Annotated in this window: 17 protein-coding genes; 9 read left to right on the top strand and 8 right to left on the bottom strand. The window is 36.1% G+C overall.

Annotated features, from left to right (window positions below):
- Window positions 1-1,404, top strand: a 1,404-nt coding sequence (locus Q0Q99_RS06895; protein ID WP_293893408.1) for a fibronectin type III domain-containing protein, incomplete at its 5' end; no start/stop codon positions are given.
- 72 nt (window positions 1,405-1,476) lie between these two features.
- Here the strand turns inward: Q0Q99_RS06895 and thrC are convergent.
- From thrC to thrA, 3 genes are read right to left on the bottom strand one after another with little or no spacing between them, the layout of a single operon-like run.
- Entirely contained in the window at window positions 1,477-2,763 is a 1,287-nt protein-coding gene (gene thrC / locus Q0Q99_RS06900; protein ID WP_293893411.1) for a threonine synthase, read from the bottom strand.
- Window positions 2,764-2,808: 45 nt separating this feature from the next.
- Window positions 2,809-3,744 (bottom strand): homoserine kinase, encoded by a 936-nt coding sequence (locus Q0Q99_RS06905; protein WP_293893414.1) that lies wholly within the window; start codon window positions 3,742-3,744, stop codon window positions 2,809-2,811.
- Between the two features lie 3 nt (window positions 3,745-3,747).
- On the bottom strand, window positions 3,748-6,195 hold the full coding sequence (thrA, locus tag Q0Q99_RS06910) for a bifunctional aspartate kinase/homoserine dehydrogenase I (RefSeq protein WP_293893417.1): 2,448 nt from the start codon (window positions 6,193-6,195) through the stop codon (window positions 3,748-3,750).
- Window positions 6,196-6,255: 60 nt separating this feature from the next.
- Here thrA and Q0Q99_RS06915 point away from each other — a divergent pair, with 60 nt between their 5' ends.
- Window positions 6,256-6,396, top strand: coding sequence for a hypothetical protein (locus Q0Q99_RS06915; RefSeq protein WP_293893420.1), 141 nt, complete (start codon window positions 6,256-6,258; stop codon window positions 6,394-6,396).
- A gap of 194 nt (window positions 6,397-6,590) precedes the next feature.
- On the top strand, window positions 6,591-8,093 hold the full coding sequence (gene hutH, locus Q0Q99_RS06920) for a histidine ammonia-lyase (RefSeq protein WP_293893423.1): 1,503 nt from the start codon (window positions 6,591-6,593) through the stop codon (window positions 8,091-8,093).
- On the opposite strand, the gene Q0Q99_RS06925 is transcribed toward hutH, so the two are convergent.
- From Q0Q99_RS06925 to Q0Q99_RS06940, 4 genes are all read right to left on the bottom strand, one after another.
- Entirely contained in the window at window positions 8,090-8,455 is a 366-nt protein-coding gene (locus Q0Q99_RS06925) for a DUF1304 domain-containing protein (protein ID WP_293893426.1), read from the bottom strand. The two genes, hutH and Q0Q99_RS06925, sit on opposite strands and share 4 nt — an antisense overlap.
- Window positions 8,456-8,479: 24 nt before the next feature.
- The gene (locus Q0Q99_RS06930) at window positions 8,480-9,055 is read right to left on the bottom strand and encodes a TMEM175 family protein (protein WP_293893429.1); all 576 of its coding nucleotides are present in this window, start codon (window positions 9,053-9,055) and stop codon (window positions 8,480-8,482) included.
- Between the two features lie 3 nt (window positions 9,056-9,058).
- On the bottom strand, window positions 9,059-9,574 hold the full coding sequence (locus Q0Q99_RS06935; RefSeq protein ID WP_293893432.1) for a DUF421 domain-containing protein: 516 nt from the start codon (window positions 9,572-9,574) through the stop codon (window positions 9,059-9,061).
- Between the two features lie 267 nt (window positions 9,575-9,841).
- Complete coding sequence (locus tag Q0Q99_RS06940; protein WP_293893435.1) at window positions 9,842-12,385, bottom strand: ATP-dependent Clp protease ATP-binding subunit; 2,544 nt, start codon at window positions 12,383-12,385, stop codon at window positions 9,842-9,844.
- Between the two features lie 263 nt (window positions 12,386-12,648).
- Here Q0Q99_RS06940 and gyrA point away from each other — a divergent pair, with 263 nt between their 5' ends.
- Both gyrA and Q0Q99_RS06950 read left to right on the top strand, forming a co-directional pair.
- Complete coding sequence (gyrA, locus tag Q0Q99_RS06945; RefSeq protein ID WP_293893438.1) at window positions 12,649-15,258, top strand: DNA gyrase subunit A; 2,610 nt, start codon at window positions 12,649-12,651, stop codon at window positions 15,256-15,258.
- A gap of 72 nt (window positions 15,259-15,330) precedes the next feature.
- Window positions 15,331-16,641, top strand: a complete 1,311-nt coding sequence (locus Q0Q99_RS06950; RefSeq protein WP_293893441.1) for a tetratricopeptide repeat protein — start codon at window positions 15,331-15,333, stop codon at window positions 16,639-16,641.
- Between the two features lie 95 nt (window positions 16,642-16,736).
- Here the strand turns inward: Q0Q99_RS06950 and Q0Q99_RS06955 are convergent, their stop codons facing one another.
- Window positions 16,737-17,099: a hypothetical protein gene (locus Q0Q99_RS06955; protein ID WP_293893444.1), complete on the bottom strand. Its 363-nt coding sequence runs from the start codon at window positions 17,097-17,099 to the stop codon at window positions 16,737-16,739.
- Between the two features lie 298 nt (window positions 17,100-17,397).
- Between Q0Q99_RS06955 and Q0Q99_RS06960 the strand changes: the two genes are divergently transcribed.
- The 4 genes from Q0Q99_RS06960 to Q0Q99_RS06975 all read left to right on the top strand — a co-directional run bounded on the left by Q0Q99_RS06960 (window position 17,398) and on the right by Q0Q99_RS06975 (window position 20,163).
- The gene (locus Q0Q99_RS06960; protein WP_293893447.1) at window positions 17,398-17,730 is read left to right on the top strand and encodes a ribonuclease Z; all 333 of its coding nucleotides are present in this window, start codon (window positions 17,398-17,400) and stop codon (window positions 17,728-17,730) included.
- A 6-nt stretch (window positions 17,731-17,736) separates the two neighbouring features.
- Window positions 17,737-18,642: a ribonuclease Z gene (locus Q0Q99_RS06965; protein ID WP_293893451.1), complete on the top strand. Its 906-nt coding sequence runs from the start codon at window positions 17,737-17,739 to the stop codon at window positions 18,640-18,642.
- Window positions 18,643-18,696: 54 nt separating this feature from the next.
- Complete coding sequence (pdxH, locus tag Q0Q99_RS06970) at window positions 18,697-19,341, top strand: pyridoxamine 5'-phosphate oxidase (RefSeq protein WP_293893454.1); 645 nt, start codon at window positions 18,697-18,699, stop codon at window positions 19,339-19,341.
- 321 nt (window positions 19,342-19,662) lie between these two features.
- Window positions 19,663-20,163, top strand: a complete 501-nt coding sequence (locus Q0Q99_RS06975; RefSeq protein WP_293893457.1) for a CAP domain-containing protein — start codon at window positions 19,663-19,665, stop codon at window positions 20,161-20,163.
- Window positions 20,164-20,167: the final 4 nt, after the last annotated feature.

The following is a 20,167-nucleotide window of genomic DNA, read 5'->3' on the forward strand; positions in this document are numbered from 1 at the left end:
GTGAGTCAGACAGGAGCTTATTTATATTTGTCTCCAACCTCAAATAATACAGGTACATTTAACATCCGTTATCACGGAAGTAATTCAACAACATGGATAACCCTTGAGCACGTAACATTACCTTATCAATTGGGTAATTTAACTTGTGGAACTGTTTACGAGTGGCAGGCACAATTGATTTGTACCTCCACCCCAGGCACAACCCTGAGCACAGTTAGCCCTTGGTCAGTGGCAGGAACATTTACTACTTTGACTTGTACTGTAACACCATGCAATGCGCCAACGGGATTATCAGCAACGAACGTGAGTCAGACCGGAGCTAATTTGTATTTAACTCCAACCTCAAATAATATAGGTACGTTTAACATCCGTTATCACGGAGCGAACGCAATATGGACTACCATTGAGCATGTTACTTTGCCTTATCAATTGGGTAATTTAGCTTGTGGAACTACTTACGAATGGCAGGCGCAATTGATTTGTACAAACCCAATAACAGGCGCGCCTATAACAACAGTTAGCCCTTGGTCAGTGGCAGGAACATTTACTACTTTGACTTGTACGGTAACACCATGCAATGCGCCAACGGGATTATCAGCAACCAATGTAAGTCAGACCGGAGCAACTTTATATTTATCTCCAACCTCAAGCAATGCGGGTACCTTTAATATTCGTTATCACGGAGCAAACATAACAACCTGGACATATCTTGAGCACGTGACCTTACCTTATCAGTTGGGCAATTTAGCTTGTGGGAATACTTACGAGTGGCAGGCACAATTGATTTGTACAAATTCACCCGCAGCCGCTCCTATAATAACTGTTAGTCCGTGGTCAGCAGGTGGCACGTTTACTACCGAGGCTTGTACTACAGCCCCTTGCGGTACACCAACAGGTTTGCTCGCAACAGACATTAATCAGACCAATGCCATACTTCATTGGAATGCTGTTCCAGGGGCAGTTGCTTATATTATTCGGTATAAAAAAGCAAATAGTGCGACTCTTGAATTTACTACGGTTACTGCCGGCACCAACGTAATCACTCTTACCAGCCTGACTCCCGGAAGTTATTATATTTGGCAGGTTCAAGCGGTTTGTTCAACCACGGTAGGGGGTCTCAGTCCTTTTTCGGCGACAGCTACTTTTGCAACACCGTCGGTAATAGTATTTCCAAATCCGGCCAGCGGGTTTGTAAATGTTTCTTTTTGGTTAAATACGGCATTGACCACTACGATATTATTGAGAAACAGTCAAGGTCAAGTAGTCTATTCATTAGTGATTTTGGCACAAGCGGGTACCAATAATTTAGAAATAGATATTAGTGATTTAAGTGTTGGTTTGTACTTCTTAAGCATACAAACGAAGGCTTACAGTATTATTAAAAAAGTAGTTATTAATAATTAAAAAATAAATAACTAAAACTAAAATACCCGAAACATTATTAGTATTTCGGGTATTTTTTATTTGTGAAATTGATTATCTTAAAAAGGATTTAAACTCTTCATACGTTTTTATCTTAGTTTTTACTTTGTCCTTCCCAAGTACACTTTCTATCTGTGTTGGTATAGGGAGTTTCAAATCGAGTAATGGTTCCACAGTATCCAGGAATTTAATTGGGTGTGCCGTTTCTAAAAACACTCCGATACTGTTTGGATGTTTTGCCATTTCTTTTTTTAAGCCTAGATAACCCACAGCACCGTGAGGTTCAGCTATGTATTTTGTTCGGTTGTAAAGGTCTTTGATGGTGGCTTCTGTTTCAGAATCGGTATATGAATAGGATGAGAAGTCTTTTTCAAATTCCGATAAATCATTATTGTACAATTCCTGAATACGGATAAAATTACTTGGATTACCCACATCCATGGCATTGGAAATGGTAGCTATTGAGGGTTTGGGATCGTAACTTCCTTTCTCCAAAAACCTGGGAACGGTATCATTCACATTGGTCGACGCTACAAAGTGGGAAATAGGCAAGCCCAGTTTTTTCGCCATAATGCCCGCGCAAATGTTTCCAAAGTTTCCGCTAGGGCACGACAATATAATTGGTTTGTTGTGTTTCTTTAATTGTTGGTACACAAAGAAAATATAAAACATCTGTGGCAGCCAACGTGCAATATTGATAGAATTGGCCGAAGTTAGGTTCTTATGTTTCAGACTATCATCAAGGAATCCCTTTTTAACCATATCCTGACAGTCATCAAAAACGCCGTCAACTTCCAGTGCTTTTATGTTTTGTCCCAACGTCGTCAGTTGTCGTTCCTGAATATCACTCACTTTTCCTGAAGGGTAAAGTATAATTACTTCAACCCCTTTTACACCTAAAAAGCCACTAGCAACAGCACCGCCTGTATCTCCTGAAGTAGCAACCAAAACGGTTACCTGCTTGTTGTCATTGCGGTTGAAATAAGCCAAACAACGCGACATGAATCGGGCACCGACATCCTTGAATGCCATTGTCGGTCCGTGAAAGAGTTCTAAAGAAAATACATTGTCCTCCACAGGCACACATGGAAAATGAAAGCACAAAGTTTCCGCAATAATGCGTTTAAGTTCCGGCTCCGGAATGGCATTGCCCACAAATTGTCTAATTGCCTCAAAAGCAATTTCTTCGTGAGAAAGGTTTTCTATATTGGCAAAGAAAGAATCCGGAAGTGGAGTGATGCTTTCCGGAAAATACAACCCTTTGTCAGGTGCTAAACCGGCAACAACGGCTTCCTCAAAACTAACTTTATGTGATTTATTGTTTAGACTATAATAGCGCATAATTCGTAATTGATAATTCTTAATTAACTTCGTTCAATTCGGCTTTCAGCCTCGGGTCGTAATTGTCTTTGTTCCTTCATCATTTACTTTCGAGATGTGTATATCAAAAGGAATTCCCGTATTCGTGTAGGCATCACTCATGCTTTTGGCAACAATATTAGCAATCATTTCTCCTTTACACAACGCAAAGATAGATGGTCCCGCACCTGAAATACCGGAACCTAAAGCGCCACTTTGCAATGCAGCATACTTTATTGTATCAAAATAGGGAATCAAATGCTTTCTGGCAGGTTCTACTATAACATCATTTAGAGAACGTCCGATAAGTTCATAATCTTTTGTATACAAACCGGCAACTAATCCGCCAAGGTTTCCCCATTGCGTAATAGCAGATTTTAAAGAAACTGTTGGTGATAAAACGGCACGGGAATCCGAAGTTTTTACTTCAATGTGTGGATGCAGCACAACAGCATAAATCTCAGATGGACTTTCAATCTTTATTACATCCAACGGATTGTAACCCCGAACCAAAGTAAATCCTCCCAAAATACACGGCGCCACATTATCGGCATGTTCGCTACCACTGGCAACAACTTCACCTTTCATGGCAAAATAAACCAGTTCGTGTTTGATAAAAGGCCTGCCCAGAAGTTCGTTAATACCAAAAACGGCTCCAGCCGCACTTGCAGAACTGCTTCCGATTCCACTTCCTGCTTTTATCTTTTTATGGATTTCAATTTCGAAACCAAAGTCAGATTTAGTTGCATTCAATAATGCCAAACCTGCGACTCCGGCTACGTTTTTCTCCGTTTCCAATGGTAAATCTGCTCCGGTAATCTTAGTTATCCTGATTCCTTTTTCAGCTACTTTCCGAATAATCATTTCGTCACCAATGCCTTCAAGACACAATCCCATAACGTCAAATCCGCAATTGAGATTGGCGATAGTGGCAGGGCAGAAGATTTTGACTTGGTTTTCCATGATTTATACGTTACCTATTCTAATTACATCAGCAAATATCCCTGAAGCTGTAACCGCGGCACCGGCACCGGCACCTTTTATAATTAATGGTTGATCAACATAACGGTCGGTGTAGAACTCGACAATATTGTCTTTTCCTTCAAGATTATAAAACGGACTTTCTTTTGGGATAAATTGCAAACCAACCGATGCTTTTCCGTTATCAAATTTAGCTACAAATTTAATGCGGCTGTCTTTTGATTTGGCTTCAGCCAATAGTGTGTTGAAATGCGCATCGTGTTTGGTTAACGATTTGAAGAAATCTTCATTATTGTTTGTATCCATGCATTCATCCGGTAGGAAACAAACGTTTTCTATTTCTCCAATATCCATCTTGTAACCACTTTCGCGGATAAGGATTAGTATTTTCCGGGCAACATCAACACCGCTTAAATCAATCTTCGGGTCGGGCTCTGTAAAACCCTGAACACCTGCTTCTTTAACCACATCATGAAAATTATAAACTTCACTGAAATTATTAAAAATAAAGTTCAGACTTCCTGATAAAACCGCTTGTATTTTATTTATTTTATCTCCCGAAGCAATCAGGTGCTTTAATGTGTCGATGATCGGTAATCCTGCCCCAACATTTGTTTCAAACAGGAAAGGAGCATTGTATTTTCGAGAAAGGCTTTTAAGGTTTTTATAATTGTCATATTCCGATGAACACGCTATTTTGTTACATGTAACTACCGCAATATTTTCGCTTAAGAACTTATCATAAATACCTGCAATATCCGAGTTGGCCGTTATATCGACAAAAATACTGTTGCGCAGGTTGAGGACTTTTACTTTGGTAATAAAGCTTTCAACGTTTGCTTTTTCACCTGTTGCCAATGCAGTTTTCCAGTCTTTCAAATCAATTCCATCTTCGTCGAAAATCATTGTTCTCGAGTTTGCCATAGCAATGACACGAAGGTTGATTTTCAGGTTTTCCTTTAGGAACTTTTTCTGTTGACTGATTTGGTCAATGAATTTCTCACCCACATTACCAACGCCCATTACGAATAAGTTCAATTGCTTGGTATTGTCTTCAAAGAAACGCTCGTGCAATGTATTCAGGGCTTTCTTAACGTCTTTTTCATTGATTACTACAGAGATATTTCTTTCGGATGCACCTTGCGCAATGGCTCGGATATTCACATTGTTTTTACCCAGCGTGCTGAACATTTTCCCGCTTATTCCCTGATGGTTTTTCATGCTTTCGCCTACTAAAGCCACAATACATAAGTCTTTTTCGACAATCGTTGGTTCCACTTTGTTTTGTGCAATTTCACTTTCAAAGGTTTTATCTATTGCCGCTTTGGCTTTATCGGCATCAGCATTAAGAATACCAATACAAATAGAGTGTTCCGAAGAAGCTTGTGTAATAAAAATCACGTTGATGTTGTTTTGCGAAAGCACTTCGAATAAACGCTTGGAAGAACCGGCAACACCAATCATTCCTGAACCTTCTAGTGTCAGCAATGCAATATTATCAATATGTGTGATTCCTTTGATAGGATTGGCTGTGGCTTTTGGCTTATCAGAAATCAGCGTTCCATATATTTCAGGTTCGAAAGTGTTTTTGATGAAAATAGGAATGCTGTCTTTCAATACTGGTTGTATCGTTGGAGGATACAATACTTTGGCACCAAAATGCGACAACTCCATTGCTTCCTGATATGAAATAGTCTCTATTGGCTGGGCTTGTTTTACAATTCTTGGATTGGCTGTAAACATGCCGTTGACATCGGTCCAGATTTCCAAGATATCAGCTTTTACAGCTGCAGCGATAATTGCCGCAGTATAATCAGAGCCGCCACGACCAAGAGTTGTTGTATTGCCATCAATAGAAGAAGCTATAAAACCGGGAAACAACACTACCTGATTGGTATTGGATTTAAAATAATCAGAAATCAATTTATTGGTTACGCCAAAATCAACGCTTGCTTTTCCAAAGTTGGAATCGGTTTTAATTAGCTCCCGACTGTCTTTGAAAGCGGAATTGCTTACTTTTTGTTTCAGCGCTACGGCAATAATTTGGGAAGATAATAATTCACCAAAACCAGCTACAATATCAGCCGTTCTATTTGACAATTCGCCCAGAAGATAACAACCGTCCAATAATGTTTTTAAGTGGTTGATATTGCCATTAATAGTATCAATAAGGTCGCTTTGTTCGCTCAACGGAACTAATTCGTCAATGGCATCTTTGTGTTTTTTTTCAATTTGGCTAACGATGTCTTTATAGTTTTTGTCTTTTGCTGAAGCCGTTTTTCCGGCTAAGATTAGCATATCGGTTACGCCACTGAATGCGGAAACCACTACAGCTAGTTGGTCTTCTTTGCTTTTACGGGTTACAATGGCTATTGTTTTTGAAATATTTTCTGAATTGGCTACTGAAGTACCGCCAAATTTTAATACTATCATGATTGAATTATGAGTTGTGAATTATGAATTATGAGTTGTTGTCTTTCTAAATGAAAGTCCATGGATAAGGATTATATGAAAGATTATACCCCAAATGGGGTTGTGGTTGATGTGGTAGCAACATTCGTTACAGCCAATGAATTAGCCGCAGTTGTTAAAGAGTATTTGTTGTTAATTTTCCACATAGTTTTCCAAAAATAGCATTTTTTGCGCAGTAAAAAAGTTTTACGTTAATTTTTGTCAAAATCGTATTTTTGAAGGAATGAGAAAAAGATATTAGGATTTTTTCTATCAGATGTAGAGTTTCGTTACCAATTTCTCAATAAAATACTATGAACAAAACTTGTTTTTTAACGATTGTTTATTGAATTTTGAGCACAATTTGCAAACTAAAAATGGAAAACGCACATTATATCAGTTCGGAAGTATTGACATTAGAGACTTTACAGGAAATTATTTCTCAACATAAATCGCTTTCGCTTTCTGAAGAAGCCAGGATAAATATTCAAAAATGCAGGGAATATTTAGATAAAAAAATGGTGAACAATGATAAACCGATTTATGGAATAAACACTGGTTTTGGCTCGTTATGTAATGTGAAAATATCCAATGAAGATTTGTCTCAACTACAGGAAAACCTTGTAAAATCGCATGCTTGTGGTACCGGAGATGAAGTTCCGGCTGAAATAGTAAAGATTATGCTGTTGCTTAAAATCCAGTCGTTGAGCTACGGACATTCCGGTGTGCAATTGATTACGGTGGAACGTTTGATTGATTTTTACAACAACGATATTCTTCCTGTAATTTATACTCAGGGTTCGCTTGGTGCAAGTGGTGATTTGGCTCCGTTAGCGCATTTGTCTTTACCATTATTAGGCGAAGGCGAAGTGAATTTTGAAGGCAAAAAAGTTCATGCTTCAGAAGTGTTGAAGAAGTTTGACTGGCAACCAATTGTATTGCAGTCAAAAGAAGGTTTGGCATTATTAAACGGGACGCAGTTTATGAGTTCGTACGGAAGTTACATCTTATTGAAAGCAATGAAATATTCTTATTTTGCAGATGTGATTTCGGCAATTTCGCTGGAAGGATTTGATGGAAGAATAGAGCCTTTTGATGAATTGATTCATTTTGTTCGTCCACACAAAGGACAGATTATGACTGCAAAGCGTATGAAGGAATTGCTCGATGGAAGTCAGATTATTGCCCAGCAAAAAGAGCATGTTCAGGATCCGTATTCGTTCCGCTGTATACCGCAGGTGCATGGCGCTTCAAAGGATACAATTGATTATGTAAAAAAAATATTCAAGACCGAAATCAATTCGGTTACCGATAACCCAAATATTTTTGTTGGAGAAGATGTAATCATTTCGGGAGGAAATTTTCACGGGCAACCTTTAGCATTGGCTTTAGATTTCCTGGCGATTGCGTTATCCGAATTGGGAAGCATTTCTGAAAGAAGAACTTACCAACTGATTTCAGGTTTACGGGGTTTGCCAGTTTTCTTAGTTGACAATCCGGGATTAAATTCAGGACTTATGATTCCGCAATATACAGCGGCTAGTATTGCCAGTCAAAACAAACAATTGGCAACTCCGGCAAGTATTGACAGCATTGTTTCCAGCAATGGACAAGAAGATCATGTAAGTATGGGAGCAAACGCTGCTACGAAATGCTTGAAGGTTATGGAAAACGTTGAAAGGATTTTGGCAATCGAATTGATGAATGCTTCTCAGGCAATTCATTTCAGGGAACCATTGAAATCGAGTGAATTTATTGAGTCATTCCTAAAATCATATCGTGAAGAAGTGTCGTTGGTAAAAGAAGACAGAATTTTGCATTACGACATTGAAAACTCGGTGGCGTTTTTGAACAGCTTTATGGTGGAGTTGGAGGATTAAATCTTTAACATAAAACTCAACAATCCTAAAATCGCAGGAACCGCCTGTACAAAGAAAATTCTTTTAGAAGCGGTCATAGCACCATAAATCCCGGCAACTAATACGCACGAAAGAAAAAAGATGGCGATGTTTTTACTCCAATCTACATTTGTAATGCAAAGTGACCAAATCAATCCGGCAGCTAAGAAACCATTGTATAATCCTTGGTTAGCGGCCATGACTTTTGTTTTTTCAAATTGGTCTTCAGGAATGGTTTTAAAAACTTTTCTTCCACGTGTTGTCCAGGCAAACATTTCAAGCCATAATATATAAATGTGCAAAGCAGCAATATATCCGATAATTAGTTGTGATAGGATGTTCATTTGTAAAAAGGTTATAAGGTTTTATTATTCATTGAAAATGCGTTCAATCCTGCTATCTGGAATTAGCCACATCAGGGCAACAAAGATGTATATTCCGCCTGAAACTATAGGATAGAAGTTCGCACATAGTACAGCTATAATATATAAAACAGGAGATGATTTTCCTTTGAAGTCTGCACCAATCGCTTTTGACAATAATGAATCCTTACCATGTTCTTTTAAAATCAGTTGCTGCAAAATGTAATAGGCAATTCCGTTCATCAACAAAATAATTCCATACAACATCATTGGAGTTGAGGCAAAATGATTTTCGCCGTTCCATGCTGTGGCAAACGGAATTAAGGATAACCAGAACAACAGATGTAAATTTGCCCAAAGGATTTTACCGTTCACCTGTCTCACTGTATGCATCATATGGTGATGATTGTTCCAGTAGATTCCGATATAGATAAAACTCAGGACATAACTTAAAAACTTTGGTAGTAATGGCTCCAAATCAGCATACTGTGAACCTTCAGGAAGTTTGAATTCGAGGACCATGATGGTGATTATAATTGCTAACACGCCATCGCTAAAAGCTTCGAGTCTGTTTTTATTCATAATCTAATTGTTTATTGTCCCCAGTGTTTTATGGATTTTGCGTTTGTGGCGTGTTTGTTTAAGTGTTTTATCACCTGAAATCACGCTTATGTTCCCGTCAATTTCCATCATGGCTAATTTAACGTCGGTAAAATGCTCAACGCCATGTTCGCGGATTACTTCTTCCAGTTCAGGCGATGAAATTTCCAATTTCGCCAAGGCTTTAAAATCAATAATACCATCGTGAATTAGAATTTCCGGTTTGTCCTGAAGCAATTGGGTAACGGTTTTCGATTTGAACATTATTTTCTTCAAAATAAAATTAAGAACAAACAAGACTAGAGCTGCTACCAATCCGCCTTCAAGAGAAGAATTACTTCCAACCATGGCATTCTGCACCGAATTACTGATTAGTAGCACTAGTATGATATCGGCGGTATTTAGTTGAGATAATTCTTTTTTGCCAAACAAGCGTATGGCTATCAGCATAAAAAGATATACTGCAACGCTTCTCAGTACTATGTCTAAATACGCATTCATTATTTATTTAGAAAACCGGATTTGTTATCTCTTGTTATTTTAATTATCAACAGTACAATAACAATTGCTTCGGATAATAACCCAATGGATAGTAACGTATTTCCGGTTACTCCGGTAAATTCCCAATGCATTATTTTAAATAAAGCTCCTATGACAACGAGTATCATCGCTACAAAAAATAGAATTAAAAGATGTTTGTTTTTTATCATTGTTTTTAAAATTAAAAAGCCACGAAGTTGGTTCGTGGCTTAAAGTTACTTTATTATTTTAACTCGTGGATTTTTTTGCTTTTTGGATGGCGACGGTTAACTCCTGTGTGGCCTCGTCCAAATCCATAAAGATGATATCTCCGATAGCAATTTTAGAAGTGATTATTTCCTCTGCTAATGCATCTTCAACATATTTTTGAATTGCTCTTTTTAGCGGACGCGCACCAAATTGTTTGTCAAAACCTTTTTCAGCAATAAACGCTTTGGCTTTGTCTGAAAGATTTAAAGTATATCCTAATTCGGAAACTCTGCCAAACAGTTTCTTTAACTCGATTTCGATAATCAAATCGATATCGTGTTTTTCTAATGGATTGAAAACAATTACATCGTCAATTCGGTTCAAAAATTCAGGAGCGAAGGTTTTCTTCAAAGCATTTTCGATAACGCTTTTTGAATTGTCGTCGGCTTGCGCAATTTTTGCTGCAGTTCCAAATCCAACACCTTGTCCAAAATCTTTTAATTGTCTCGCACCAACATTAGAAGTCATAATAATGATTGTGTTTTTAAAGTCGATTTTTCGGCCTAAACTATCCGTCAGATATCCATCGTCTAATACTTGTAACATCATATTGAAAACATCGGGATGCGCTTTTTCAATTTCGTCCAAAAGCACAACACAATATGGTTTTCTTCTGACTTTTTCAGTTAATTGTCCACCTTCTTCATAGCCAACATAGCCGGGAGGTGCACCGATTAATCTGGAAATGGCAAACTTTTCCATGTATTCACTCATGTCGATTCTAATCAAGGCATCTTCAGAGTCAAATAATTCCTTGGCTAAAACTTTGGCCAATTGTGTTTTCCCAACACCGGTTTGTCCTAAGAAAATAAACGACCCAATCGGGCGATTTGGATCTTTTAAACCGGCACGATTTCTTTGAATCGAACGGGAGATTTTCAATACAGCTTCGTCTTGACCAATTACTTTTCCTTTAATTAAATCGGGTAAATGCGCCAATTTATTGCTTTCTGTTTGTGCAATACGGTTAACAGGAATTCCAGTCATCATTGATACTACATCGGCAACATTATCTTCGGTAACCTGAATGCGATTATTTTTTGAATCTTCTTCCCATTGTTCCTGTGCAATAGCTAAATCTTTTTCTAAACGCTTTTCATCGTCACGAAGTTTGGCTGCTTCTTCATATTTCTGTTTCTTAACAACCGAATTTTTTAAATCACGCACTTCTTCCAATTGACGTTCTAATTCCAAAATTTGTTTTGGCACATCAATATTGGTAATGTGAACTCTAGAACCGGCTTCATCCAGTGCATCAATAGCTTTGTCCGGAAGAAAACGCTCAGACATATAACGATTGGTCAACTTAACGCAGGCTTCAATTGCTTCATCGGTGTAGGTCACACTGTGGTGATCTTCGTATTTATTTTTGATGTTATTCAAAATCGTAATGGTTTCTTCAACGGATGTTGGTTCTACGATTACTTTTTGGAAACGTCTTTCCAACGCACCATCTTTCTCTATATACTGACGGTATTCGTCAAGCGTTGTAGCACCAATACATTGTATTTCGCCTCTTGCTAAAGCCGGTTTGAACATATTGGAAGCGTCAAGCGAACCTGTTGCGCCACCAGCACCAACGATAGTATGAATTTCATCAATAAAAAGAATAATGTCATCATTCTTTTCTAATTCGTTCATCACGGCTTTCATTCTTTCTTCGAATTGTCCACGATATTTTGTTCCGGCAACTAAAGACGCTAAATCTAAAGTTACAACTCTTTTGTTAAACAAAATTCGGGATACTTTCTTTTGGATAATCCGAAGGGCTAAACCTTCAGCAATGGCAGATTTACCAACACCAGGTTCACCAATTAATAATGGATTATTTTTCTTTCTTCTACTAAGAATTTGAGAAACTCTTTCAATTTCTTTTTCACGACCAACTACAGGATCGAGTTTTCCTTCTTCGGCCATCTCGGTTAAATCACGACCAAAATTATCCAAAACAGGTGTTTTAGATTTTTTATTGGTTTTATTTGCCGGATTGTTAAAATTGCCTTCTTTCAAACTGTCATCTTGTCCTGAATCCTCATTATAAGATTCGTTTGTTGGCAAATTATCATTAAAATCTTCTTCGCTTGGTGTCATATTTAAATACTGTTCTTTAACTACGTTATAGTCTATTTTCAGACGATGCAATAGTTTGGTTGTTGGGTCATTCTCATTCCTTAAAATACACAATAATAAATGTGCAGTACTAATAGACGTGCTTTGAAAAACTTTAGCTTCCAGAAAAGTAGTTTTTAAGGCACGTTCCGCTTGACGAGTCAAGTGTAGATTTTTCTTTTCGTTACTGATTTCAACATTTGGATTTGCCGGGCTGAGCACTTCAACCTTTTTCCTCAAATGTTCTAAATCAATAGAAAGATTATTGAGAATAGTAATTGCTTTACCATTTCCGTCTCTTAAAATTCCAAGCATCAAATGTTCGGTTCCAATAAAATCATGACCTAAGCGCAAGGCTTCCTCTTTGCTGTAGGTGATAACGTCTTTAACTCTAGGTGAAAAATTATCATCCATAAATATAGATTTGGTAATGTAAATTTAGCTATTGAAAATCATTCTAACAAAAATCATTCCGACTAAATGTACTGTCAGCTAATTGACAAAAAAAAAGTCAATAAAAAAAGCAAGTGCACAAGTAATTTATTAACCAAAAACAACACCTATTTTGTTAATAAATCATTGAAATTTACGAGCAAAAATAGGCCCTTAAATTTTTAAATATTCTATATTAGCACGTTTAGAATTTAAAGTAATTTTTATTAAATAATTTATAGAATATGTCTGACGGAGAAAGGTTAATTCCTATTAACATCGAAGATGAAATGAAATCAGCTTACATCGATTATTCGATGTCGGTTATTGTCTCAAGAGCATTGCCAGATGTGCGCGACGGTTTAAAACCAGTGCATCGAAGAGTGTTATACGGAATGTATGATTTAGGAGTAACTTCAAAATCTGCTCACAAAAAATCCGCAAGAATTGTTGGAGAAGTTTTAGGTAAGTATCATCCACACGGTGATACTTCGGTTTATGACGCCATGGTTCGTATGGCTCAGGAGTGGAGTTTACGTTATTTATTAGTTGACGGTCAAGGTAACTTTGGTTCTGTTGATGGCGATAGCCCGGCAGCAATGCGTTATACTGAAGCCAGAATGCGTAAGATTTCGGAAGAAATAATGTCTGATATTGAAAAAGAAACTGTTGATTTTCAGTTAAACTTTGATGACACATTGTATGAGCCAACAGTAATGCCAACTCGCGTTCCCACTTTATTAATAAATGGAGCAACAGGAATTGCTGTAGGTATGGCAACCAATATGCCACCACATAATTTGACCGAAGTTATAAACGGAACCTTAGCGTATCTTGATAATAATGATATTGAAATAGATGAATTAATTACACATATCAAAGCTCCAGATTTTCCTACTGGCGGAACTATTTATGGTATGGAAGGCGTTCGTGAAGCATTCAAAACTGGTCGTGGTCGAATTGTAATGCGTGCCAAAGTCAATTTTGAAGAAGTTGATGGTCGTGAATCTATCATAGTTACTGAAATTCCTTATCAAGTCAATAAAGCAGACATGATCAAAAGAACTGCTGACTTAGTTAATGAAAAGAAAATAGAAGGCATTGCAAATATTCGTGATGAATCAGATAGAAACGGTATGCGTATCGTTTATATTTTGAAACGTGATGCTACCCCAAACGTAGTTTTAAATACGTTATATAAATTCACACAACTACAATCTTCGTTCAGTGTCAACAATATTGCACTAGTAAAAGGCAGACCGCAAATGTTGAATCTGAAAGATATGATTCATTATTTTATTGAACACCGTCATGATGTTGTGGTTAGAAGAACACAATTTGAATTACGCAAAGCAGAAGAAAGAGCCCATATTTTAGAAGGTTTAATCATTGCTTCTGATAATATTGACGAAGTAATTGCTTTAATTCGAGGTTCCAAAAATACTGAGGAAGCAAGAGAAAAATTGATGGAACGATTTAAATTATCCGACATCCAATCTCGTGCTATTGTTGAAATGCGTTTGCGTCAGTTAACAGGTCTTGAGCAAGATAAATTGAGAGCTGAATATGAAGAGTTAATCAAATTAATCGAGCATTTGAAAGCATTATTGGCGGATGTAAATTTAAGAACTGCATTAATTAAAGAAGAACTTATAGAAATCAGGGATAAATATGGTGATGCCCGTCGTTCACTTATTGAATATTCTGGAGGTGATGTAAGTATCGAAGATTTAATTGCCGATGAAAATGTAGTAATTACAATTTCGCACGCAGGTTATATTAAACGTACCAACCTTACCGAATATAAAACGCAGAACCGAGGTGGCGTTGGACAAAAAAGCGCAGGAACAAGAGATCAGGATTTCTTAGAGCACATGTATGTTGCCACAAACCATCAATACATGATGTTCTTTACCCAAAAAGGAAAATGTTTCTGGATGCGTGTGTATGAAATTCCGGAAGGAAGTAAAACTGCCAAAGGAAGAGCATTGCAAAACCTTATCAATATCGAATCTGATGATAAGGTTAAAGCATTTATCTGTACACAAGACTTAAAAGATAAAGAATACACCACCAGCCACAACCTTATTATGGTTACCAAAAAAGGCCAGGTTAAGAAAACATCTTTGGACAAATATTCTAAACCAAGAGTTAACGGAGTTGCGGCCATCACAATTAAAGAGAATGACGAATTATTAGGTGCTCAATTAACAAATGGTGAAAGCCAGATTATCTTAGCTGTCAAGTCAGGAAAGCTAGTTCGTTTCGAAGAAACCAAAACGCGGCCAATGGGAAGAACAGCTTCTGGTGTACGTGGAATTACATTAAAAGATGAAACAGATGAAGTAATTGGCATGGTTACTGTAAACGACATGGAAAGTGAAATTTTGGTGGTTGCCGAAAACGGTTACGGAAAACGTTCTTCACTGGATGAATACAGAATTACAAACCGTGGTGGAAAAGGTGTAAAAACATTGAACATCACAGAGAAAACCGGAAAACTGATTTCTATCAATTCGGTTACAGATGCTGACGATTTAATGATTATCAACAAATCAGGATTGACTATCAGAATGGCAGTCGAAGATTTACGTGTAATGGGTAGAGCAACGCAAGGTGTGAAACTTATCAACATCAAAGGAAACGATTCTATCGCTGCGGTTACCAAAGTAATGAAAGATGATGTTTCTGAGCCAGAATTAGATGAAGACGGAAATGTAATCGAAGTAGAGGCTATAGAAAGAGTAAAGCCCCTTTTAGAAGTTCTTGAAGATGATGGTTCAGTAGAGGAAGATGAAGATGAGGAGATTATTGAAGATGATGATGCTGAAGACGATTCTGAAGACGATGAATAAATAACAAAGAAATCACCAATTAAAATATTTTAATTGGTGATTTTTTAAAATTATAAATTAAAAATAAAAAAAATGAGAATCAAACACATTGTGATAGCTACGGCTGTTTTAGTTTCTGTTTCATCTTTTGCACAAAAAGATGAGTTAAAAGCATTAAAGAAAATTTATGCTAAAGATATTCCCTCAGCAAATGATGTTGCTGAATATAGAGCAAATCTTGACAAACTAACTCCACTTGCAACCGAGGAAGGAGATGTCGTCTACGCTAATTTTTATAAGTCTATGTTGCCAATTTTGCAAATTGCTTCTTACGGAACAAGTGTAACCCCAGCTCAAATAGCTAGCGCTTATTCTTTCAAATCTATAAATGATTTAGCAATAGGTTTGAATGCTACTTTAGATTATGAGAAAAAAACAGGCAAGAAGATTTATACAGACGATATTAATGAAACGATTACTTCATATAAACCTTTAATGGTAAATATTGCTGTAGAACTTGTTAATGCTAAAAAAAATAAGGAAGCTGCAGATGTTTTATATGCTATTTATCAATTAGATAAAAAGGATCAGGACAAATTGTTTTATGCTGCCTACTATGCAACAAATGCGAAAGATTATGAAAAAGCATTGAATTATTACAAAGAATTAAAAGCACTCAATTATACTGGTGAAGGAACTGTATATGTGGCAACCAATAAAATCAGTAAAAAGGAAGAAACATTTTCTTCTAAAACAGAAAGGGATTTATTTATAAAAACGGGAACACATGAAAAACCCCGAGATGAAAAATTAGAATCTAAAAGAGGAGAAATTTATAAAAACATAGCCTTAATTTTGGTGGATGCTGGTAAAGTTGATGAAGCTAAAGCGGCGGTAGCTGCTGCGAGAAAAGAAAATCCAAATGATACATCGCTTATTATTACCGAAGCAGATTTGTTTTTAAAGGTTAATGATGTTGAAAACTACAAAAGATTAGTTAACGAGGCATTAGAAAAAGAACCAAATAATGTTGATTTAGTTTACAACTTAGGAGTTGTTAGTAGCAATGCTAACAAACTTGATGACGCTGAAAAATATTATAAAAAAGCATTAGAATTAGACCCAAATTATTTTAATGCCAATTTAAATTTAGCTGAATTGAAATTAAGAGCTGATGAAAAATTTGTGACAGAAATGAATAAATTGGGAACTTCTGAAAAAGATAACAAACGCTACGAAGTAATTAAGGCCGAAAGGGAAAAGAACTTTAAGTTTGTGCTTCCATATCTTGAAAAAGCAGTCGAACTAAAAGCTGATGATGAAGCGGCAAGAAAAACTTTATTAAGCGTTTACAATGCACTTGATATGACAGATAAGTATAAAGCATTAAAAGCTAAAAACTAATTATCAAATCATAAAATTGATTATATAAAAAAGTCCCGATTTAAATCGGGACTTTTTAGTTTCCTAAACTAACCAAAATATATTTGAAAAAATAATTATGCAACACCATTTTCTTGAGTAGAAACTTTTTTCAAAAACGATCTGATTAATACACTGTTCGTGTTGATACCAGAGTTAATCAATTGTTTTTTGCTGAATGTTCCGTTTGATGTAGTGTTTGTAGTTTTTTTAGAACCCATGAACCAAACTGCGAAATCCATTGAAGTAGAAGCAACAGCATTATCAGTAGTGATAACAGTAGTAACATCTTTAGAAGCAGAAACCTCAGTTGAAGTAGTTGCAACAACACAAGTAGTGTTTGTTTGAGCAAATGCTCCAGTTGAAGACAATACTAATAATACGAATGCAACAAATAATTTGATGTTTGTTTGAATTCTGTTGTTATTAGCTGTTGTCATAATATTGGGGTTTGTTTCTTATTTCTTTATCAAAACTACTGCAACAGTTCTCATGCGGAAAATATTTTCGGTAACTAACCTCAAAACTCGTTTAAACGACAAAATCAATGAATTCAAGGGTTTTCGACGTTTTTTTGAGCAGTTCGTCTATACAATATTGAAAAAAGGAGCATTTTACCGATGAAAAACCATTATTTTCTGTGAACTACATCATCAAAATGAATATCATAATGATAAATCACTGAATAGTGGCAAAATCTTAGTAAATTAGCCTCATAATATAATATCCGCGTTTCAAATGAAAGTAGAGCAAAAAGGACATACCACAACTATTAGAAATACTCAAGGCAATACTGCTGAGTTTTATCAAAAGCTACATCACGAGTATAATAGTTTTAAATCACAAAACATTATAGTTGATTTATCTCTTGATAAAGGGTTGACCATGGATGATATAAAACTTTTTAATGACTTAATTAAAACGCATACCAAAGGAAAGAAGTCGTTAGTGCTTGTGGCCAATAGCGTTAATTTTAATACTGTTCCAAACAACATTACGCTTGTTCCAACAATTTTAGAAGCTCATGACATTATAGAAATGGAAGAGATAGAACGCGATTTAGGATTTTAGTATATAATGAAATTAACCATTCTTGGCTGTTATGCAGCAACTCCTCGAACTATAACTAATCCAACATCACAAGTCCTGGAAATTAGAAATCACATGTTTCTGATTGATTGTGGTGAAGGAACACAAGTGCAACTACGTAAAAACAAGCTGAAGTTTTCCAAAATCAGTCATGTTTTTATTTCGCATTTACATGGTGATCATTTTTATGGATTAGTAGGTTTGATTTCAACCTTCATGTTGCTCAACCGCCAAACCGATTTACATGTTTATGGACCAAAAGGCGTAAAGGAAATTATATTGCTTCAATTGCGCTATTCTAATTCGTTCACAGGATATAATTTATATTTTCATGAATTAACATCGAAAGAAAGTGAGATTGTTTACGAAGATGAAAAAGTATTGGTAAAAACAATTCCCTTAAAACACCGAATATATACAAATGGATTTCTGTTTCAGGAAAAAATTGGAGACCGAAAACTGAATATTGACGCTGTTAAGGAATATAAAATTGATACTTGTTATTATCAAAAAATAAAAAATGGAAGCGATATCACCCTTGATGATGGAACTACAATTCAAAATGAAGAAATCACTTTTGATCCAATACAGCCCAAAAGCTATGCATTTTGTAGCGATACAATGTATGACGAATCTATTATTCCAATAATCGAAAATTGTGATGTGTTGTATCACGAAACCACATTTTTAGAATCAGAAGCCGACAAAGCTGAGAAGACAATGCACAGCACTCCAAAACAGGCGGCAACAATAGCAGTAAAAGCAAATGTTAAGCAATTAATTTTGGGACATTACAGCACAAGATATGATTCAATTGATTTATTCAGGCAGGAAGCAGAAATGCTTTTTTCTGATGTGCTACTTGCTGAAGATGGTAAAACATTTGAATTCTAATACAATTGTTCCCAAAAGAAATATGTTAATTTTTAATGTTAAAACAAAAGTAAAATGGAAGACTTAAGCAATTATAGAAAGTCCTACGAGAAAAGCCAGCTTCTGGAAAATACTATTCCGGAAGATCCCATAAATTTATTCCACAAATGGTTTCATGAAACCAAAGATTTTGGGGGTGTAGATGAGGTCAACGCTATGACAGTTGCTACCATCGGTTTAGATGGATTCCCAAAATCGAGAGTAGTATTGCTTAAAAAATTCAATGAGGAAGGATTTATTTTCTATACCAATTATAATTCCGAAAAAGGGAAAGCTATGCTAAACAACCCCAACATTTGTCTCTCATTCTTTTGGCATAGTATGGAAAGACAGGTTATCATTAAAGGAATTGCAGAGAAAACTTCGGAAACCATTTCAGATAATTATTTCAGCTCAAGACCAGATGGAAGCAAATTAGGAGCCATAGTGTCCGCGCAAAGCGAAGTCATACCATCAAGAGACTATTTGGATAATAAATTAAAAGATTTGGAATCTACTTCTGAAGGTAGAGAAATTCCACGACCGGAATTCTGGGGCGGCTTTTTGGTTAAACCAATAGAAGTTGAATTTTGGCAAGGAAGACCTAACCGACTTCACGACAGAATCAGATACAAACTACAAGCCGATTTTAACTGGAAGATTGATAGGCTTTCACCATAAATTGTATGACTAAGTATTCGATATTTTTTAAACCACTCTCAGAAGTGGTTTTTTAGTTTTGGAACCATATAAATAAATATCGACGAAATGCATAAAAGTAAGAAATATTCTTTATGTAAATAAATAAAAGTGTATTTCGTCGAATTTATTTGTACTTTAAACGGTAAAAGTTGTAGAATTGTCTAACGAATAAAACAATACGTTCTTTCAAATTAAATTATATAAAGTGTTTGCCCCACATCTACTTTATTAAAAACTGTCAATAATAATTTATAAAGTGTTTGCCCCACATCTACTTTATTAAAAACTTAACCTACTACTATGAAAGCAAAAATGTTTAGAGCATTGTTGCCGTTAGCAATCGTGTTCACTATGGTATCTTGTTCTTCTGATTCTTCAGAAGGTTCTTCAACTGACAAACAAATTGTAACTACCTACAATTACAATGACACTGAGTTGAAACTTGTTACACTTATCAATGATTATCGTGCAAGTATTGGATTGAATCGACTTGAAGTTATCAATCACATCTCTTATAAATCACAAGAGCACAACATTTACATGATTGATAATAACGTTGTAAATCACGATTATTTCCAACAAAGATCTAACAACCTGGTTGAAGTATTAGGAGCAGAAAAAGTAGGAGAGAACATTGCCTACAACTACCAAACCGCAGAAAGCGCGATGAGTGCCTGGTTAAACAGCCCGGCTCACAAAGCCAACATCGAAGGTGATTACACTCATTTGGGTATGTCCGTAACAGTTGATGAAACAACCGGAAAAAAATACTACACCAATATGTTTATGAAGAAAAAATAGTTTG

This window comes from Flavobacterium sp. (assembly GCF_025352425.1).
GTDB lineage: Bacteria > Bacteroidota > Bacteroidia > Flavobacteriales > Flavobacteriaceae > Flavobacterium.